This is a genomic window from Lacrimispora indolis DSM 755 (genome assembly GCF_000526995.1).
GTDB lineage: Bacteria > Bacillota > Clostridia > Lachnospirales > Lachnospiraceae > Lacrimispora > Lacrimispora indolis.
In genome coordinates this window covers 6,116,696-6,135,691 of the sequence record NZ_AZUI01000001.1, presented here as the reverse complement: position 1 = coordinate 6,135,691, position 18,996 = coordinate 6,116,696, and the positions used below count along the sequence as shown (strand labels likewise).

The window sequence follows — 18,996 nt, the reverse complement described above, 5'->3', positions numbered from 1 at the left end:
AAGATGCAGGCACGGAAAGCAAAATATATGGCGGTTGTCCAATGGGTACAGGAACAGATTGAAAACGGCAGCATCGGGAGGGGCGATAAGCTCCCCTCTGAAAACGAGATGAGCCTTCAGTTTCATTTAAGCAGGCAGACGATACGCCATGCAATCGACGTTCTGGAGCAGAGGAAGCTGGTGACGCGGATACAGGGAAGCGGAACTTATGCAGGCGGCTGTGCCCGGGGAGGAAGTCAGGAAAAATATTTTAATATAGCTGTCATCAGCACCTATGTAGACAGCTATATATTTCCGGCAGTGCTTAAGGGGATTGAACGTGTGCTTTCCAAGTCTGGTTATACCATGCAGGTGGCATTTACCGGAAACCGGACTGAACGGGAACGAGAGGCGCTGGATAAAATTCTGGAAAAAGGACTGATCGATGGTTTGATTGTGGAACCTGCAAAAAGCGCCCTGCCCAACCCTAATTTGCACTATTATAAGAAGCTGATGGGACAGCAGGTTCCGGTTTTATTTTTTAACAGCCGTTATCCGGAGTTAAATCTTCCCTGCGTATCACTTAATGACGCGCTTGTAGGGGAGAAAGCGGCAGAATATCTGATTAGAGCTGGGCACAAGGAGATAGGGGGGATTTTTAAATGTGATGACGGTCAGGGCCATTTAAGATATTCTGGTTTTGCAAAAAGTATGGAGAGGGCAGGCTTTAAGCTGGACGGAAAGAGAATTCTGTGGATCGATTCCGAGAGCCTGAAAGATATGGAGTTATGGGCGGAATATCTGTTCCAGCGGCTGGAGGGCTGCACAGGGGTGGTCTGCTATAATGATGAAGTGGCAAACCTGTTGTCTGGAATCTGCTTAAAAAGAGGAATCCGCATACCGGAGGACTTATCCCTTGTCAGCATTGACAATTCTGATCTGGCAACTTTGGGAGAGGTTCCCGTCACCTCCTTTCCCCATCCAATGGAGGCCCTGGGAAGAAAGGCGGCGGAACATATGATAAAGCTGATAGAGAATCCGTGTTTTGATGGGAATTACCTCTTTGATTCGGAAGCTGTTGAAAGGGAGTCTGTGAAATTTATATCAAAGGAGAATGCTAATGAGTGAGAAGAAAGGTTCCTCTAATCCACCTCAGAGTACCCTGATCCTGCGGCTTGTGGGCGGTGGCTATCTGGTTTATCTTGGGTACCAAATGATAACGGAGCTTTCAATGTCTTCCGGGGTCCGAAATCTGGTTCAAGTGTCAGCTATGGTCATATTCCTTGTGGTTGGTATATTGCTTGTGGGATGGTCTGTGAAAAAGCTGCTTCGGAGGGAATATGTGCGTCCGGGGGAGGAAGAAGCGGACAGGATAGAAGGAGACAATAAGGAAAATTGATTTGTTTTTTATGAAATAGGGAGTTGTCAATATGGACGGCTCCTTTCTTTACGGACTTTAACCTGTTGAGCATGGCTGGGAAATCTGGCATAAAGTATCCTTGACTATTTTTATTTAAACAGATAAAATCTGAAATGAAAATGTTTAGGAGGACTGTGGTTTGGTACGAACAAGAGTAGGAGAGAAATCGAATCACTCAGCGGGAAATTAATAACAGCTTAGCAGGATTATTACAAATTATTCGGATGCAAACAGTAACAAAAATAATCGGAAGGAGTTATAACCATATGGCAACAATACTGATTGTTGAAGATGATAGACATACACGGTTGCTTACCTGTGCAAGACTGAAACCATATTATACAGTGGCAGAAGCTGAAAATGGAGAAAAGGCGCTTGAAATACTGGAGCAAAAACATGTTGATCTCATTATTGCAGATATACAGATGCCTGTTATGAATGGTTATGATATGGTAAAGGGATTGCGGGAATCAGGAATACAGATACCGGTTATTATGCTGACCGCAATGCATACGTTTGATGATAAGAAGACAGGCTTTGCTTCGGGTACGGATGATTATATGACAAAGCCTATTAATTATGAGGAGCTTCTCTGGCGAATAAAAGCTTTGCTTAGAAGAGCCAATATAGCCAGTGAAAGAAAAATAATTATCGGAGATATTACTCTGGATTCGACTACCTATACAGTAGCAAGAAAGGCAGGAGAAAAGACAGAGCTTGCAAAAAAGGAGTTTGAACTTCTTTATAAACTTCTTTCCTATCCTGGTATGATTTTTACAAAAACTCAGCTTCTTGATGAAATATGGGGATATGATACCAACAGCGATGAGACAACGATAAAGACCCATATAAACAGACTGAGAAATAAATTTGCAGACTGTCCGGAGTTTGAAATCATTACAATCAGGGGGCTTGGGTATAAATCCGAGCTTTGTGAAAAATAGACCTTTTTAATAAAAACAGAAGCTTCATTAGAAATGGGATGCACATGAAATTAAAAATTAAATTTGAAAAAAGAGAAACACTTACTTTACATTGGGCTGTATGGTTTTATATTTTAATACTCATCAGTTCTGTTATGGCTTTTGGACTTATTACTTTTCTGAAATTTGATATGAGAGAAAATAATGCAATTTATATGCTGGCTATGATTCCGTGTATGGGCCTGGTGGCAGGGGCAGCGATTATCAGAATCATAAAAACTCTGAAATTTCGGATGGATAAAATTTCGAATGGAATCAACTACGTGGCCGAAGGAAATCTGGATATTGAACTGGATTTGAACGGTTCGGGGGAATATAAAGATATGTATCGGAATTTTAACCGTATGGTCCGGGAACTTAAGAATACGAAAATAGAAATGCAGAATTTCATGAATGATTTTTCTCATGAATTTAAAACTCCCATAACATCCATTCATGGATTCGCAGAACTGCTGCTGGAGGACTATATCAGCGATGAGGATAGAAAACAATATCTACAGATCATAGCGGAGGAATCCCATCGATTGGCGTCGCTTTCCCAAAACACTCTTTTGCTTTCAAAGCTGGATGCGCAGGAGGTTATAACGGATAAGAAAGTATTCGATTTGGATGAACAGATTAAAAAATGCGCGATTTTATTGTTCCGGGAAATGGAGAAAAAAGAGATTGCCTTAAATATGGAATTGTCTCCGGTAAAGTATTTCGGCAGCGCGGAACTGATGCATCAGATCTGGATGAATCTTATCAGCAATGCGGTTAAATTCACGCCCCATGGCGGAGAAATTACCATAATAATGGTTTCTGTCGGAGATCAGATAACGGTTAATATATCGGATACGGGAATTGGAATGGATGAAAGAACCGTAAAGCATATATTTGACAAATACTATCAGGGAGATTCCTCCCATTCCACCATGGGGTTTGGACTTGGTCTGTCAATAGTGAAACGAATTATTGATTTGTGCGGAGGTGAGATAACAGCAACCAGCGCTCCGGGACAGGGAAGTACATTTTCAGTATTGTTGAAAGCTCCAGTACAAAGAATTAGAAATAAATAAGAGAAAAAAAGGCTGTATATGGCTTGAACTTTTTTCTCCTGTCTGATTGACAGGGAACAGTTCTAACCGTATACAGCCCTTTTTTAAAACTTTTATGCTGTACATGTAAGTTTACGTTGAGTTTACAAAAGCTTTTTACAATGAACAAGTAATCAGTATTTCATTCTCAGGAGGAGATGGCGATGAAAGCATTCAATAAGAATATTGTAGTAACGGGTGGCGGAAACGGTGTAGGAAGGCAATTGGTACTTGAACTGCTTTCCAAAGGAGCTACGGTAATTGCTGTTGATAAAAACCAGATGGCACTAAATGAAACGATTGAAATTTCTGGAAATAACAGCAGGTTATACACACATGCTGTTGATATTTCAAATATAAGAGACGTAGTTGCATTTACAGATGAGGCAGTATCAAAGTATAAAAATATAGATGGACTTATAAACTGTGCCGGTATCATACAACCTTTTTTAAAACTGGAAGAATTGGAACTGGATCACATTGATCGTGTAATGAATGTGAATTTTTACGGAACGCTTTATATGACAAAGTCATTTCTGCCATTTTTAAAAGAACGTCCGGAATCCCATTTGATCAATATATCCAGTATGGGCGGTTTCCTGCCCGTTCCTGGACAGGGAATTTATGGTGCTTCAAAAGCAGCTGTAAAAGTTATGACAGAAGCACTCCATTCAGAACTTGCGAATACAACTGTGAACGTTACAGTCGTATTTCCGGGTGGTGTTGCCACGGATATCAAAATAAATTCAGAAATAAAAGGAAGTAAATCAGTGGCAGAAGATGCAAGAGCCAAGAACCTGCTGTCTCCTGAGCAGGCTGCAAAGCTGATTGTAGCAGCGATGGAAAATAACCGTTTTCGGGTATTTATAGGAAAGGATTGCAGAATAATGAACGCCTTATATCGCTTGTGGCCTGAATATGCGATGAAATTAATAAGAAAAGTACTGGCAGCCAATAAGCATTAATTTTTTCATATTAATGAAGCGTTGGATCATTAGAAAGGGGAACGGAATGATGCGCAGGATTTGTGTAATTACAGGGGGTGGCAGCGGCATGGGGCTGGCTGCTGCCAAAGAAATGGGAAAAAATTATTATATTATCATATGTGGAAGAAATCCGCAGAAGCTGGAAGAAGCGGTAAATGAATTGAAAGCGGAGGGAATCCAGGCTGAAGCATACCCCTGCGATGTCTCTGATTATACCAGTACGGAGAAGTTGGCTTTTTATTCGAAAGCGAAAGGGTCAGTGGCAGCCGTAATACATGCAGCCGGAATGTCTCCCCATATGGGAGATGCAAAAACGATTATTGAAGTGAATGCGCTTGGTACCATTTATATTAATAATGCTTTTTACAAAGTGATGGAAGAAGGCTCCTGTTTGATTGATGTGTCTTCCATGTCCGCTTATTTAACTCCTAAATTAGTAATGCCTGTCAGATTATATAAGTACAGCCGGGAAGATCCGGAACATTTCATGAAAAAGGTAATGAAACGTATTAATCTTTATCCGGAAAAATATCGTTCCGGTATCGCATATGGAATTTCAAAAAATTTTGTCATCTGGTTTGCAAAACACGATGCAGCCAGATTTGGCAGTAAGGGGGCCAGAGTACTTTCCATATCACCAGGCAATTTCGATACACCTATGGGTGAACTGGAGAAAGAAGAAGCAGCATCTTTCATAAAATTCTGTGCGGTAAAAAGACCTGGGAGGGTGGAAGAAATAGCCAGTCTCTTCTCATATTGTGCCAGTGAAGGCGCAGGATATTTAACCGGAGTAGATATTTTGTGTGACGGCGGATTGGTTGCATCCGGAGTAAATGCAATGCTGAAAAAGGTTGTTTAAATGTACGCGGTCTCCTTGCCGATGAATCAGGATCAAATAATAATGATTTTTATAAGGAGCAGAAAATGAAAAAGAAAGTTTTATTACTTGGAATAATCGCAGTTATACTGATTGTGCCGGTCATTATTCGGGTTAATGAAAAAAAGGTTACAGAGAAGATTGATGTGCTGCCGGTTGTGGAAACAGTATATCCTGAGGTTGGCACAATTGAGTTGTATACCAGCCTGATCGGAACCGTGGAACCAGAGACGGTAGTCAGGATTTTTCCGGAAGCAGCGGGAACCATTACACAAGTTCCCGTAAAAGCCGGTGATACGGTAAATCAGGGACAGCTTCTCTGTGTGATTGACACAAATAAAGTACAGAACGCAAAGAATACCATGGATAATGCTGAAGTTACATATAAAGAAGCTCATGATACTTTGGGACGCATGGCTGTACTTTATCAGAGCGGATCTATCTCAGAGCAGGAATATCAGGGGTATACAAATTCGGCAAAAAAGTCAGAGATTGCTTTTAGACAGGCGAAGGAGGAATATGAAAATCAGATTTCCTACAGCAATATCAAGTCCCCGATCAGCGGCAAAATTGAGAGCTGCAGCATAGAGGGATTTGACAAGGTGTCAGTGAGTGATCAGATCTTTGTTATTTCCGGAGAGGGAAATAAAATTATTTCTTCAAGCCTGACAGAGAAATTAAAACGCCAGGTACAGCTTGGAGACACGGTAAAAGTGAAAGAAGGCGGAGAAGATCTGGAGGGAACCATTTCTGAAATAAGTGGGATGGCAGATGAAAAGACAGGACTCTTTAAGATTAAAATCCAGATGATCGGAGAAAACGATTTATCCTCCGGGACGAGTGTCAAGCTGTCGGTATGTTCCAATCGCGCGGAGCAGGTGCTTACGGTTCCTGTGGATTCCGTCTACTATGAGAACAGCAAACCATATGTCTTTACTTATGATAATGGGATTGTACATAAAATTTTTATAGAAGCCGGTATTTATGATCTGAATCTGTTGGAGGTGAAGGAAGGAATTCAGAAGGATATGGCAGTCATTACTACCTGGAGCCCGGAGCTTTACGAGGGGGCAGAAGTGTTGGAGATGAGCAGGAGTGAAGAAACAAAAGGAGAACCTAAGGCATGAATAATTTAACAAAAATTGTTTTGAAACGGCCTGTTACCATCATCATGTGTCTTCTGTGCCTGGTAGTATTTGGTATCTCTTCTGTTAAGGATTCCAGACAGGAGCTGACTCCTGAGATGAGCATGCCCATGCTTATGGTCGTGACGGCGTATCCTGGAGCTCAGCCAAAGGATATAGATGAATTAATTGGTAAAGAAATTGAGAGTGCAGTTGGTTCACTAAGCGGTATTAAAAAGGTGACATCAAAATCTTCGGAAAATCGCTCCACCGTCACGTTACAATATGAATACGGAACAGATCTTGATAAGGCCTACGATGATCTAAAAAAGAAAATAGACGGAATTTCCTCAAATTTGCCGGAGGATTCTGAAGTACCGGTGGTGATGGAATTGAATATGGCCTCCACTGCTGATATTGCTCTGGTTGTCAGTGGAGGAGAAACTGAAAATCAATATGATTATGTAAAACAAGACATCGTGCCGGAATTTGAAAAGCTGTCCAATGCAGCAGAGGTATCAATTGCGGGCGGAAGTGAGGATTATATCAAGGTAGAACTGAACATGGAAAAGATGCAGCAGTATAAACTTTCCATGTCTTCTGTAGCAAATGATATTTCTGCATCTGATGTAAAGATGCCAGGGGGAGCAATAGAGGTAGGCAGAAAAAAAGCAGCAATATCCTCGCGGCTGAAGTTTGATACAGAGGATTCCCTGCAGAATATACCGCTTACAGCACCCGGTAATAATATTGTTTATCTGGGGGATATTGCATCTATTTATACAACAAGTGAAAAAGAGGGAAGTATTGCCCGCTATAACGGAAACAATACGGTTTCTCTTTCTATAAGCAAACAGCAAAGCTCCACTGCTGCAGAACTTTCGAAAGAAGTGAAAAGTGCAATGAAAGCGCTGGAATCGGTGAATCCGGAATTAGATATACAAATGATTCATGACAGCTCAGAGGATATCATGGCCTCCTTGTTTTCCATAGCAGAAACGGTTGTTCTTGGTATCATTATTTCCATGATAGTTATCTGGCTCTTCTTTGGAGATCTGAAAGCTTCCCTAATTGTCGGAAGCTCTATACCGGTTTCCATTCTGGCGGCACTTATTCTGATGAAATTCATGGACTATTCCCTGAATATGCTGACCCTTGCAGCATTATCCATGGGAGTGGGGATGATGGTGGATAATTCCATTGTGGTGATGGAAAGCTGCTTCCGGGTGACGGCACAGGAAAAGAAAGAATTCATCGATTACTTTAAGGATGCATTGAAGGGTTCGGAGATTGTGGCATCTTCGGTTTTCGGTTCTACCCTGACCACCTGTGTGGTATTTCTCCCGCTTGCTTTCTTAAGCGGTATGGCAGGACAGATGTTTAAGCCTCTGGGATTTACTATCGTATTTTGTATGGGAGCTTCCCTGATATCGGCAATAACGATCGTACCATTATGTTATTTAATATATAAGCCGGAGGAAGCCCTGGCTCCTTTGTCCGCGCCTATACAAAAACTTCAGGATGCTTACAGAACAATTATGCGCTATATTCTGCCTAAAAAGAAAACAGTCATGTCAGTATCTGTTCTTCTGCTTTTAGTATCCTTCCTTATGGCCGCGCAGCTCAAAGTTAGTTTGATCACTGCGGATGACCAGGGACAGCTTGCCATTACGGTGAATATGGTTCCGGGGCTTAAGACAAATGAAGTGGATGAACTGCTGGAAAAAGTAGAAGCTGCATTCTCCGATTACGGGGAAATGGATTCTTATATAACCAGTTATGGAGGAAGCGGAGTCAGTGCAGGAAGTTCTGCAACGATACTTGTATATTTAAAAGACAACAGGAAGATACCGACAGATCAGGCGGTGGATATTTTTAAAGAGAAGTTAAGCCATGTATCAGATTGCAGCATTACAGTAGGAGAAAATTCTTATGCAAACATGAACAGTTCTGGAGATACTTACGAACTGATCATGAAAAGTGCAAATTATGATCAGTTAAAAAGGACCTCTGAAGAACTTGTATCAAAATTAATGGATAGGCCGGAGCTTACCAGGATACATTCTTCGATAGAGAACTCTGCGCCTGTTGTGGAAGTAACTGTGGATCCGGTAAAGGCAAAAGCAAAAGGCATAAGCCCATCTTCTATCGGGCACAGCATTTATCAGGCGATTAATGGGGTGAATGCGAAATCAATAGAAGTAGATGGTGATGATGTGGATGTAAAAGTCCAATATGCGGAAGACGAATTCAAGACAATGGATCAGATCCGGAATATGACCCTGTCCCTTTCAAATGGCGGTTTTACAGCTTTAGATGATGTAGCGGAATTAAGCTTTCAGGACAGCCCGGCAAGTATTACGAGAGAAGATAAGCAATATGTCGTAACGATTACCGGAGATTATACATCAGCAGCAGATAAGAAAACGAAAGGTACCATTAACAGTGAAGTTGTAGTGCCGAATATGAATCCTCTTGTGAGCCTGGGGGTCAGTTCAGTAGATGAAACGACGGCAGAGGAACTTACCACTCTTCTTACCGCAATTATTCTGGCAGTTTTTCTGGTATTTGTAGTAATGGCTGCTCAGTTTGAATCACCAAGGTTTTCCTTTATGGTCATGACTACTATTCCATTCAGCCTTATTGGTGCTTTTGGCTTGTTGTTCTTCGCAGGCTGCGAATTGAGCATGGTTGTAATGCTCGGATTTTTGATGCTTGTTGGAACGGTTGTAAACAGTGGGATTCTTTACGTGGATACGGTCAATCAGTACAAAGAGGAGATGTCTCTTGAAGAAGCAATGATTGAAGCAGGAGCTACTAGGCTGCGTCCAATCCTCATGACAACTCTCACAACGGTGCTGTCTATGATTCCAATGGCACTTGCATTGGGCCACTCAGGAGAAATGATGCAGGGTCTTGCTATTGTCAATATAGGAGGTCTTACCGCTTCCACAGTTTTAAGTCTCCTTATGCTTCCTGTATATTACAATATTATGTGCAGAAAGGGGAAGAAAGAGAGAAAGAAACGAAAGAATCTGGTGACTGAATAGGTTTGAAACAAGATGACCTTGTTATAAGGGATCAGTATGCTCAGTATTACCGGGATGCGGCAAGTGATGCCAGAAGTTCCATATCGGGAGATGATACAGTTTCAGATGCTAAAAGTGCGGTGCGCACCGCGAAAACAGATAAAGAGGCGGATGCTGAATATATTGTTAATTGGATTGTGAAGAGATTGGTTCAGTAGGCGGTGGCATAGGTACTCACGTCTTTATACGATGAACAATTTTACAATCATAGTTAAGATAATGGCCGTTCGAAATACCAAACATATAAATAGATCTAGAGTATGCAACTATTTAAATATACTATTAAACATCCGCCACGCAGAGGAGGAATGACGCAATGATATTATCTTTTCGCTTTAAAAATTTTCGTTCCTTTTTGTACGAAGTTTTTATTGATATGAGTGCATTAAATTATGAGGAACACCCGAGCCATCTGATCCAGGCTGACAGCAAAAGGCTGATAAAGACTCTGGCTGTTTATGGGGCCGGCTCAAGTGGTAAAACTAATTTATTTCTTGCACTTGTGAGTTTTCACTCTCTTATTTACAGACAGCTTTTTTTACTGAAGGGTATTTCAGAAAAATATTACATATCGCTTTTGGACTTAAACTGCAAAAGTAAGATTGTTCCTTATCAAATAACAGATATGAATCATCAGCCTACGGAAATGGAAATTTCTTTTGTAAGTGGCCAGCGTGTTTATGAATATGGCTTCACTATTAAAAATCAGAATATTCTTGCAGAGCATCTGACTGTAGATCATCATGTGGTATATACAAGGGCTGCAGGAGTAATATCCGTCGGACGCAGGTTTGAAAAACTTTTTGATAAACAGACTGCTTTCCGTCCAAATGATAAACGATTATTTTGTTCTGTTCTATCATGTTTGGACATTCCGGAAATTACAGATATAATGGAACCGTTTGAATGTTTTTTTTATGAACATATTGTGTATTGTTTTGATTTTCTTGAACCATTCCAATTACTTAGTAATGCAGCTATAGAAGAGAAAATTTATAAAATACTGGAAAATCATGATGCACTTGATTTTGGTTTGGAGCAGCTTCAAAAGCTGGGAATTCCTGTGGAAGACCTTATTGTTGAACAAGGTATTCCCATGCTTGGATATCGCGTGAAATCTCGGACCACCGGGCAATACAAGACACAATATATGAACTTTACAAATGTTTCCGACAGCACAATGAAATGTCTGTTCTTATTTATAAAAATATACAATCTATGCCAAAAAGGGGGAATCTTAATCATTGACAATATTTCTGACGAATTTCAACCGACTGTTGCGAAATTTATAATAGATTTTTTTCAACGGGATAGTAATGAGAATGTTCAGCTTATTTTCACAATTAATGATTACTCTGTTTTAAATAATCAGCAATTTCGGAGAGATGAGGTGGCTTTTGTGGAAATCAATGAATACCACGAATCAAGGCTATACACTCTGGCAGACATGATGGTACGAGCTGGTTCAAATTTATCATTGAACTTTTTGGAAAGATATAGAACTATTCCTATTTTTAAGGATTATATCTTATAATTTCTGTGTTAATTGTCAGCTAGGGCGAATTGCCATGATGTACTTTGGTGTTGTTAAGATTTCGTTTGAAGGGAAATATTAAAAATATGAAGAGGCTCTAGGCATGAATGCTTGTGGCTTAAATTGAAAATCGACATCAGGATAAATACAAAAGGTACGGTTGATATAACTGCAATTCCCAGACGCCAGTCTAAAAGCGTTACAATCACAAAAACAGCCACACAGACCATATACGTAATAACCACGTCGGGAAGGGTTTTTGTGTGCAGTCAGAAAATCGGGATAAGTCATCTCAAAAATATTAAATGTTAATAAACAAATCTGAAAAAGTGTTGTTTTGATCTCAACTAATCACACTCTGAATCATGTTATTCCATGAACAAGAAATAATTTTAAATACAATTTAGATGGCATTTCATAATTCTTAAATAATCTGAAATCGTTACAATATCTATTGTCATTTTTTTCAGAAGAAACTATAATTTTGCAGTGGAGTTAGATTAAGCTAACTACTTATAATCATAGAAAGGGAGATATGCTTCTTATGAAAAGACAATGGAATAAAACAAGACTTGCAGCAGGAGTGATGAGTATCGTACTGCTTATGGCCGGTTGTTCGTCCCAAGTACCTTCAAATGAATCGTCATCGTCTTCTTCCGATTCGAGTACGGTAAAAAACGTAGCCGCAAAGGATGAAGTAATTGTTGCAGTTGGCGGAGAAAAGGAATCGGGATACGATCCCTGCAAGGGCTGGGGAAGCCACGGTACGCCACTATTTCAAAGTAAATTACTGGATACTGATATCAATAACCAGCTGAAAAGTGACTTGGCAACAGATTACAAAGTCAGTGAGGATGGGTTGACCTGGACATTTACCATCCGTGATGATGTACTTTTTCATGATGGAGTAAAGCTGACTGCAAAGGATGTCGCATTTACATACAATAAGACAAAGGAAATTGGTATTTCTACCGTTGACCTGACTCTGTTGGACATGGCTGAAGCAGTTGATGATACAACCGTTGTATTTCACATGAAATCCCCCATGTCAATTTTTGTTTATCAGACAGCTGCACTAGGAATTGTACCGGAACACGCTTACAGCGACACTTATGCACAGGCACCTATCGGTTCCGGCCCTTACAAGTTTGTACAGTGGGATAAAGGTCAGCAGCTTATTGCAGAAGCAAATGAAGAATATTATGACGGAAAGCCGCCATTCAAACGCCTTGTGCTTCTGTTTCTTAGTGACGACGCAGCGTATGCAGCATTACAGGCGGGCCAGGTAGACGTAGCAAAAATTTCAGAAAATCTGGCCGTTAAAGGAATGCCAGGTTACAATCTGGTAGACTGCAAAACCAATGATTTCCGCAGCGTAGCACTTCCCGTTCAAAAACCGGGTGAAACCAGTAGTGAAGGATATCCCATTGGAAACGAAGTCACCAGTGATTTGGCAATACGAAAGGCCCTGGCAAACGGTATCAATCGTCAAAAAATTATTGATACGGTACTTAACGGCTATGGGGATGTTGCTTTCACCATTTCGCAGGGTCTGCCGTGGGACAATAAGGATATTATTTTAACTGACGGCAATGTAGATGCAGCTAAGCAAATTTTAGAAGAAGCCGGATGGGCAGACACAGACGGAGATGGAATTCGTGAAAAGGATGGGCAAAAAGCAGAATTCAGTTTAATCTATGCTTCTGATGACTCGACTCGCCAGTCCATTTCCATGGCCTTTAGTGAGCAGGCAAAAGCGTTTGGTATCAATGTAATAACTGAGGGACTATCTTCCGCAGACCGTACACCGAGAAAGCACAAGGATGCGTTCATGCTGGGCGGCGGCGATTACAATCCAACACCTGTTATCAATGCACTTTACGGTCCTTATGCAGCAAAAGGCGGATGGTATAATATAGTAGCATATAAAAATGCAACTGTAGACAAATATCTGGATGCAGCTGTAGCATCTACCACTCAAGAAGAAGCCAATCAATATTGGCAGAAAGCCCAGTGGGATGGAACCACAGGAGGAAGTATTCTTGGTGATGCACCCTACATTTACATCGTAAATATCAGCCATCTGTATTTTGTACGAGATGGTATCAGCATTGGAGAACAAAAGATCCATCCTCATGACCATGGGTTTGCGGTGCTGGGCAATATTATGAATTGGAGTTCTGTAAAATAGTCTGCAATTTAATATCAAGGAACGCGGCCATGCCAATTAAGCGGCTTGGCCGCTTTTTACAGGAAGAAAGGAGAGGTGTCGAACCAAATGAATAAGAGCCTAATTCAAATAATTGCACGAAGCCTTTTACGTGGGATAACCTTATTGATTGCAGTGGTTATTATTACCTTTTTGTTGGCGAACGCATCCCCAATTGACCCCATAAGCGCTTATGTCGGCTCCGAGAGTGCGATCAGTGAGGAGCAGAGAGAGGCAATTGCCCAGTATTGGGGGTTGGATGAGCCGCCCGCCGGCCGACTGATCAATTGGATAAAAGCCGTATCAAAAGGAGACATGGGCAAGTCCTATTATTTTCAGCAGCCGGTAACAGCAGTAATCGGGGAGCGGTTTACACAATCCATTATGCTGATGGGCGTTGCATGGATCTTGTCCGGAGTTTTTGGATTTCTGTTGGGTGTTATTGCTGCGGCCTATCGTCACAGTATAGTTGACAAAGGTATCAAAGCTGTGTGCCTGCTGCTGTCATCCAGTCCGGCATTTTGGTTGGGACTGCTGTTAATGATGGTGTTTGGGGTAAATCTTGGGTGGTTTCCGCTGGGGCTGGCGACACCTATCGGCAAGCTGGCTGGAGAGGTTACCATTTGGGAAAGACTGCACCATCTGGTGCTGCCTGCCGTTACATTATCCATTACGGGTGTTTCCAGTATCGCGTTACATACCCGGCAGAAGCTCATAGACATTCTGGAAAGTGACTTTATGCTTTTTGCACAAGCACGAGGAGAAGGAAAGTGGCAGGCAATACGCCGCCATGGATTTCGCAATATCCTTTTACCGGCAGTAACTTTGCAGTTTGCAGCAATCAGTGAATTATTTGGAGGATCAGTGTTGGCAGAGAATGTCTTCTCCTATACAGGGATCGGACAGGCGGCTGTATTGGCAGGAACGCATGGTGATACACCGCTGCTAATGGGAGTTGCATTATTTAGCGCTTTGTTTGTATTTTGTGGTAATATGATCGCAAATCTGCTTTATCCCATTATTGATCCTCAGATCAGGGAGGCCGCACATGACAAATAAAGCAATAGCTACAGAAAAAAAGCTTTTTATCAATCGACGCACATGGACATTAATCACTATCATAGCTGCCATTGTCATCCTGCTTGGTGTTGCGATTGCAGGGATTTTAATGCCTTCGGATGCCTATGCCACCAATTTTGAAAATAAGAATCAAGCCCCGTCGTTTTCACATCTCTTTGGAACCGATTGGATGGGAAGGGATATGCTTGCCCGTACCATAAAGGGGCTTTCGACCAGTATTCTGATTGGTATGTTAGCCGCAGGTATCAGTTCTATGATAGCGGTTATTCTGGGGACACTTTCCGCTGTCATGGGCAAGAAAGTGGATCAGTTGATTTTATGGCTGATTGATATGGTGCAGGGGATCCCCCACCTGATTTTGCTGATGCTGATTTCATTTATGCTGGGCAAAGGTTTGCGGGGTGTTATGGTAGGAATTGCAATCAGTCACTGGCCGAATCTGGCTCGAATTGTTCGCGCAGAGGTCATGTCGGTAAAGAATGGCCAATTTGTTCATGCATCCCGTAAGATGGGACACAGCCGTATGTTTATTGCCGTACGGCATATCCTTCCTCATGTAATTCCGCAGTTCATTGTTGGTTTAATTCTGTTATTCCCGCATGCAATTTTACATGAAGCATCCATCACCTTTCTTGGGTTTGGACTATCACCGGAAGAACCGGCGGTGGGTGTCATCTTATCGGAGTCCATGCGCTATTTGACCTCAGGCTTTTGGTGGCTGACCGTGCTGCCCGGTGCGGCTCTTCTGATTATTGTACTGCTTTTTGATGCCATTGGAGACAATCTTCGAATGATTATAGATCCATACAGCGCACAGGAATAGGAGAGTATATGTTGCAGAAAAAAGAAAAACCTCCTGTATTAGAGGTTAATGATTTATCGATTTGTTTTCGGATGTATGACCGGGGGCTGAACCAAAAGGAATTAAAGGTGATTTCGAACCTTGACATAGCTATAAACGCAGGTGAAATATTAGCAGTAGTGGGTTCTTCCGGGAGCGGAAAAAGTCTTCTTGCTCATGCTATTTTAGGAATATTGCCAAGCAACAGCTCTTGGGCGGGTTCCATGAGGTATTGCGGAAGAGAGCTTACGCCCCGGCTTCAAAGAAAGCTGAGGGGAAAGGAAATCGCCCTGGTCCCTCAGTCTGTGGGCTACTTAGATCCTATGATGCATGTTGGCAAACAGGTCAGCGGCATTCATGGGTCAGAAAAACAGCAGCAAGATGTTTTCCGTCGTTTTGGTCTTGTACCGGAAACAGCACAGAAATATCCATTTCAGCTTTCCGGAGGAATGGCTCGGCGAGTCTTGGTGTCTACAGCGGTCATTACAGATGCACATCTCATCATAGCTGATGAGCCTACCCCGGGACTTAATGCGGAGGTGGCGGAGGAAACCATGCGCTATTTCCGTGAAATTGCCGATCAGGGAAATGCCGTCATGCTGATTACCCATGACATTGATTTGGCGCTCAGCATTGCAGACAAGATCGCTGTTTTTTATGCGGGCACGACAGTTGAAATTGCACCGGTTCAGGATTTTATTGCAGGGAAAGACCATCTGCGCCATCCTTATACAAAGGCTTTGTGGGATGCTTTGCCGCAGAATGATTTCATTCCAATTTCCGGATTACAGCCCTATGCAGGCAGCTTGCCAAGCGGCTGCCCCTTTGCGCCACGCTGCCGGTTACGCACCGATGCATGCACCGGAACAATAGAAATGCGTGAACTGCGGGAAGGAGAGGTGAGGTGCAAGCATGCTACTTGAAGTAAAAAATGTAAGCTTCGGATATTCAAAAAAAGAGATGATATTAAAAAACGTAAGTTTCACAGTTAGCAAGGGGGAGCGCGTTGGATTGGTCGGCCCTTCCGGTTACGGGAAAAGCACGCTGTCCAAACTGCTTGCGGGCTATTTGGTACCCACAGAGGGGGAAATCCTTTTTGAGGGGAAGCCCCTGCCTGCAACTGGCTACTGCCCGGTGCAGATGATTTATCAGCATCCTGAAAAAGCAATCAATGAGCGGTGGAAAATGCGGCAGATTTTGGAGGAAGCGTGGACGCCGGATGATGCGTTCCTGCAAAAAATCGGCATTGAAAAGCAGTGGCTGGACCGCTGGCCAAATGAATTGAGCGGAGGTGAAATGCAGCGATTTTGCATTGCCCGTATCTTGGGACCGAAAACAAAGTTTTTGCTTGCTGATGAAATCAGCACCATGCTGGACGTCATTACGCAGGCCCAGATATGGCAGCTGGTGCTTTCTGAAGTAAAAGAACGGGAAATGGGGATGATTATAGTTACACATAGCAAGGCGTTGTCTCAAAAGGTATGTACGCGCATCATTGATCTTCCCGCTCTCAACGAGATTCAACGTTAAGATATCACCGATATAATAGGGATACTAAGTATAACTTGAAACAAAGAATCGTCTTTACTTATTTGTAACACACCTCCGCTTTGAAACGCAATTTCGCGGGCACTTTTCAAACCAACTCCGGCGCTGGAAACAGTGTCGGAGTTTTTTTTCAGTATATGATTGCAAAAAGACAGCACAAATACATGCTCTGATCTTTGGAAGTATATTTCAATTGGAAAAGCGGGATCGGCATATTTTAAAAGGTTGGAAAAAATGTTATCCAATATTCGTTGTAAGGAAGCCTTTTTGATGGAAAAAAACTCGGTTTCTTCTTTGGGTTTTGTGAATACAGATTGAAACAATTGTGATTCCAGCATGAAAACACCATCTTCGATTAATAAGTTAATTGTTGCGCAGTCACAAAAGGTATCTTCTGATTGCGCTTCATCCATGCTTACCATAAAATGATTAAACATATTTTCAGAAAGGTTCTTAAGCTGTAGTGCTTTTTCCTCTGCCTTATGAAGATATTGCTGCTGCAGTTTTATATCAGGAAAGCGTTTTTGATTCACAATATCCAAATAGCCAATTAAACTGGTTATAGGGGTACGCAAATCATGAGACATATGCACGGCAAATTGATCACGATCCTTGCGTGCCTTTTGAAAAAGAATAATTTGTCTAAGCAAAGCACAGCGCATTTTATCAACATCCTGAGCAAGAGAGGAAAGCTCATCATTTCCTCTAAGTGTAATCGGATTATTAAGGTTGCCTGCTTCTATATTTCGGATTTCTTTTGCAAGACAGTGTATATAAACTACTTTTCTCTGCATATACCAAAGCATAACAAGCAGAAAGACTAAGAAAAAAACAGCCAGACAGATATAATTCAAATTATCCTCGAAGCGATGACGCGCAAAAGTGCTGATAACTGCGGTTACTTCAACATCACGGAATTGCAAGGGATACGTTTTTTGCCATGGCAGGGGAGCAGTTAACCTGCCGCTCAATAAATTGCCTGCATGATAGGAAATTGTTGAATCATAAATAAGACGGTCCCCATAATATAAAAACAGAGAGGTCAGCTCTCGTTCCTTTACCCAAGCGGACACAAAATGATAATCCAGAGCAGATGCTTGACAATTGTCAATATGCTCTTGTAATTTTTGCAGCTCTAGATGTTGCTGCTGTTCGGCAAAGGCAGCATCTTGAAATTTATGATCAATCCACATTGAACCCATGGAATGAGCAACAAAAAAAATCAGGGTTGCAATGATAAATGCTGATAATGTACATAAGGCTAACTTCGAGCCTAACTTAAGACTAAACAATCTGATACCCCTCCCCCCAAACAGTGAGAATGTATTTGGGATGCTGGGGATCTTTCTCTACTTTTTGTCTTAGATTCCGAATATGCACCATCACTGTATTGTTTGCAGAGGGAAGATATGGCTCAGCCCAAAGCTCTTCATAAAGGACCTGCACCGAAAAAACGACCCTTCTATTTTGTGCAAGATAAGATAAAAGCTGATATTCTTTGTGTCTCAAAAATATAGGTGAATCATTCAAAAAAACTTCTCCGGAGGTTGGGTGTATGGCCAGCTCGTTAATCTGAATAAAATCTGAGTTTAGGCGGGAATGTTGTTTGCTGCCTGAGTAAATGTGATACCTTCTGAGCATGGCCTTTACCCTTATCAGAAGTTCACCCGGAATAAAGGGCTTTGTTAAGTAATCATCTCCCCCTGAATTAAATGCAGTTTCTTTATCCTTTGGTAAGCTTTTAGCACTTAAGTACAGAATAGGTGCGGTCGTCACCCTGCGCATTTTCTCACACACAGTAAAACCGGAATCTCCAGGCATCATGATATCTAAAATAATCAGATCAATATCTTTTCCAACCATGGACACTGCATCCTTCCCGTTGTTGGCCTGTAATGTGGAATAGCCCTGGCTTTGCAGCAAGGCGGCCGTTACTTCACATATATCTTTATCATCATCTACGATCAATATAGTTGATGTTCGCATTAAGCTTCCCTCCTGCATATAGCTGAATATATTTAGTAATGTGTGTATGCTCTCATATTACATAATACGTATAAGTTTATTTCACAATTTCTTTTAATATATAAATGGATTGATAACAGCTTTTAAATTTATCTTACTTTATTTTAACATAGAAAATCTTATAATGTAATCCAATAATTTGCAATGAGATTTTGTGTGCTAGATACATTTGTGAAATCTTTAAAAGGTATAAATTGTTAGACAAGTGAATAAAAAGTATGGAGG

17 protein-coding genes are annotated in these 18,996 nt (G+C 41.6%); 15 read left to right on the top strand and 2 right to left on the bottom strand.

Annotation, left to right across the window (positions count from 1 at the left end; translation table 11 throughout):
* The first annotated feature begins 3 nt into the window (after positions 1–3).
* The 15 genes from K401_RS0129740 (at position 4) to K401_RS0129670 (ending at position 16,728) form a co-directional block, all read left to right on the top strand.
* Positions 4–1,107, top strand: a complete 1,104-nt coding sequence (locus K401_RS0129740; protein WP_024296371.1) for a GntR family transcriptional regulator — start codon at positions 4–6, stop codon at positions 1,105–1,107.
* Positions 1,100–1,378, top strand: a complete 279-nt coding sequence (locus K401_RS0129735) for a hypothetical protein (protein WP_024296370.1) — start codon at positions 1,100–1,102, stop codon at positions 1,376–1,378. Before K401_RS0129740 ends, K401_RS0129735 begins: the two co-directional genes overlap by 8 nt.
* Positions 1,379–1,665: 287 nt before the next feature.
* Positions 1,666–2,343, top strand: a complete 678-nt coding sequence (locus tag K401_RS0129730) for a response regulator transcription factor (protein ID WP_024296369.1) — start codon at positions 1,666–1,668, stop codon at positions 2,341–2,343.
* Between the two features lie 170 nt (positions 2,344–2,513).
* Positions 2,514–3,440, top strand: a complete 927-nt coding sequence (locus tag K401_RS0129725; protein ID WP_166435305.1) for a sensor histidine kinase — start codon at positions 2,514–2,516, stop codon at positions 3,438–3,440.
* A 182-nt stretch (positions 3,441–3,622) separates the two neighbouring features.
* Positions 3,623–4,423, top strand: a complete 801-nt coding sequence (locus K401_RS0129720; protein WP_024296367.1) for an SDR family NAD(P)-dependent oxidoreductase — start codon at positions 3,623–3,625, stop codon at positions 4,421–4,423.
* Between the two features lie 46 nt (positions 4,424–4,469).
* Complete coding sequence (locus K401_RS0129715; protein WP_242842341.1) at positions 4,470–5,303, top strand: SDR family oxidoreductase; 834 nt, start codon at positions 4,470–4,472, stop codon at positions 5,301–5,303.
* A gap of 65 nt (positions 5,304–5,368) precedes the next feature.
* Positions 5,369–6,448: an efflux RND transporter periplasmic adaptor subunit gene (locus tag K401_RS0129710; RefSeq protein ID WP_024296365.1), complete on the top strand. Its 1,080-nt coding sequence runs from the start codon at positions 5,369–5,371 to the stop codon at positions 6,446–6,448.
* Positions 6,445–9,495, top strand: coding sequence for an efflux RND transporter permease subunit (locus tag K401_RS0129705; protein WP_024296364.1), 3,051 nt, complete (start codon positions 6,445–6,447; stop codon positions 9,493–9,495). Before K401_RS0129710 ends, K401_RS0129705 begins: the two co-directional genes overlap by 4 nt.
* Before the next feature lie 2 nt (positions 9,496–9,497).
* Complete coding sequence (locus K401_RS0129700) at positions 9,498–9,692, top strand: hypothetical protein (protein ID WP_024296363.1); 195 nt, start codon at positions 9,498–9,500, stop codon at positions 9,690–9,692.
* Positions 9,693–9,850: 158 nt separating this feature from the next.
* On the top strand, positions 9,851–11,068 hold the full coding sequence (locus tag K401_RS0129695) for an AAA family ATPase (protein WP_024296362.1): 1,218 nt from the start codon (positions 9,851–9,853) through the stop codon (positions 11,066–11,068).
* Positions 11,069–11,612: 544 nt separating this feature from the next.
* Positions 11,613–13,259 carry an ABC transporter substrate-binding protein gene (locus K401_RS0129690; protein ID WP_024296361.1) on the top strand — a complete coding sequence of 549 codons (1,647 nt, stop codon included), beginning with the start codon at positions 11,613–11,615 and terminating at the stop codon, positions 13,257–13,259.
* Positions 13,260–13,346: 87 nt separating this feature from the next.
* Entirely contained in the window at positions 13,347–14,336 is a 990-nt protein-coding gene (locus K401_RS0129685) for an ABC transporter permease (protein ID WP_024296360.1), read from the top strand.
* On the top strand, positions 14,326–15,180 hold the full coding sequence (locus tag K401_RS0129680) for an ABC transporter permease (RefSeq protein WP_024296359.1): 855 nt from the start codon (positions 14,326–14,328) through the stop codon (positions 15,178–15,180). The genes K401_RS0129685 and K401_RS0129680 overlap by 11 nt, the downstream gene beginning before the upstream one ends.
* 8 nt (positions 15,181–15,188) lie before the next feature.
* On the top strand, positions 15,189–16,121 hold the full coding sequence (locus K401_RS0129675; protein ID WP_024296358.1) for an ABC transporter ATP-binding protein: 933 nt from the start codon (positions 15,189–15,191) through the stop codon (positions 16,119–16,121).
* Positions 16,111–16,728 (top strand): ABC transporter ATP-binding protein, encoded by a 618-nt coding sequence (locus tag K401_RS0129670; RefSeq protein ID WP_024296357.1) that lies wholly within the window; start codon positions 16,111–16,113, stop codon positions 16,726–16,728. The genes K401_RS0129675 and K401_RS0129670 overlap by 11 nt, the downstream gene beginning before the upstream one ends.
* Here K401_RS0129670 and K401_RS0129665 read toward each other — a convergent pair.
* Together K401_RS0129665 and K401_RS0129660 are read right to left on the bottom strand one after the other, a co-directional pair.
* Positions 16,725–18,038, bottom strand: coding sequence for a sensor histidine kinase (locus K401_RS0129665; RefSeq protein ID WP_024296356.1), 1,314 nt, complete (start codon positions 18,036–18,038; stop codon positions 16,725–16,727). The two genes, K401_RS0129670 and K401_RS0129665, sit on opposite strands and share 4 nt — an antisense overlap.
* On the bottom strand, positions 18,031–18,732 hold the full coding sequence (locus K401_RS0129660) for a response regulator transcription factor (protein WP_024296355.1): 702 nt from the start codon (positions 18,730–18,732) through the stop codon (positions 18,031–18,033). Before K401_RS0129660 ends, K401_RS0129665 begins: the two co-directional genes overlap by 8 nt.
* Between the last annotated feature and the right edge of the window lie 264 nt (positions 18,733–18,996).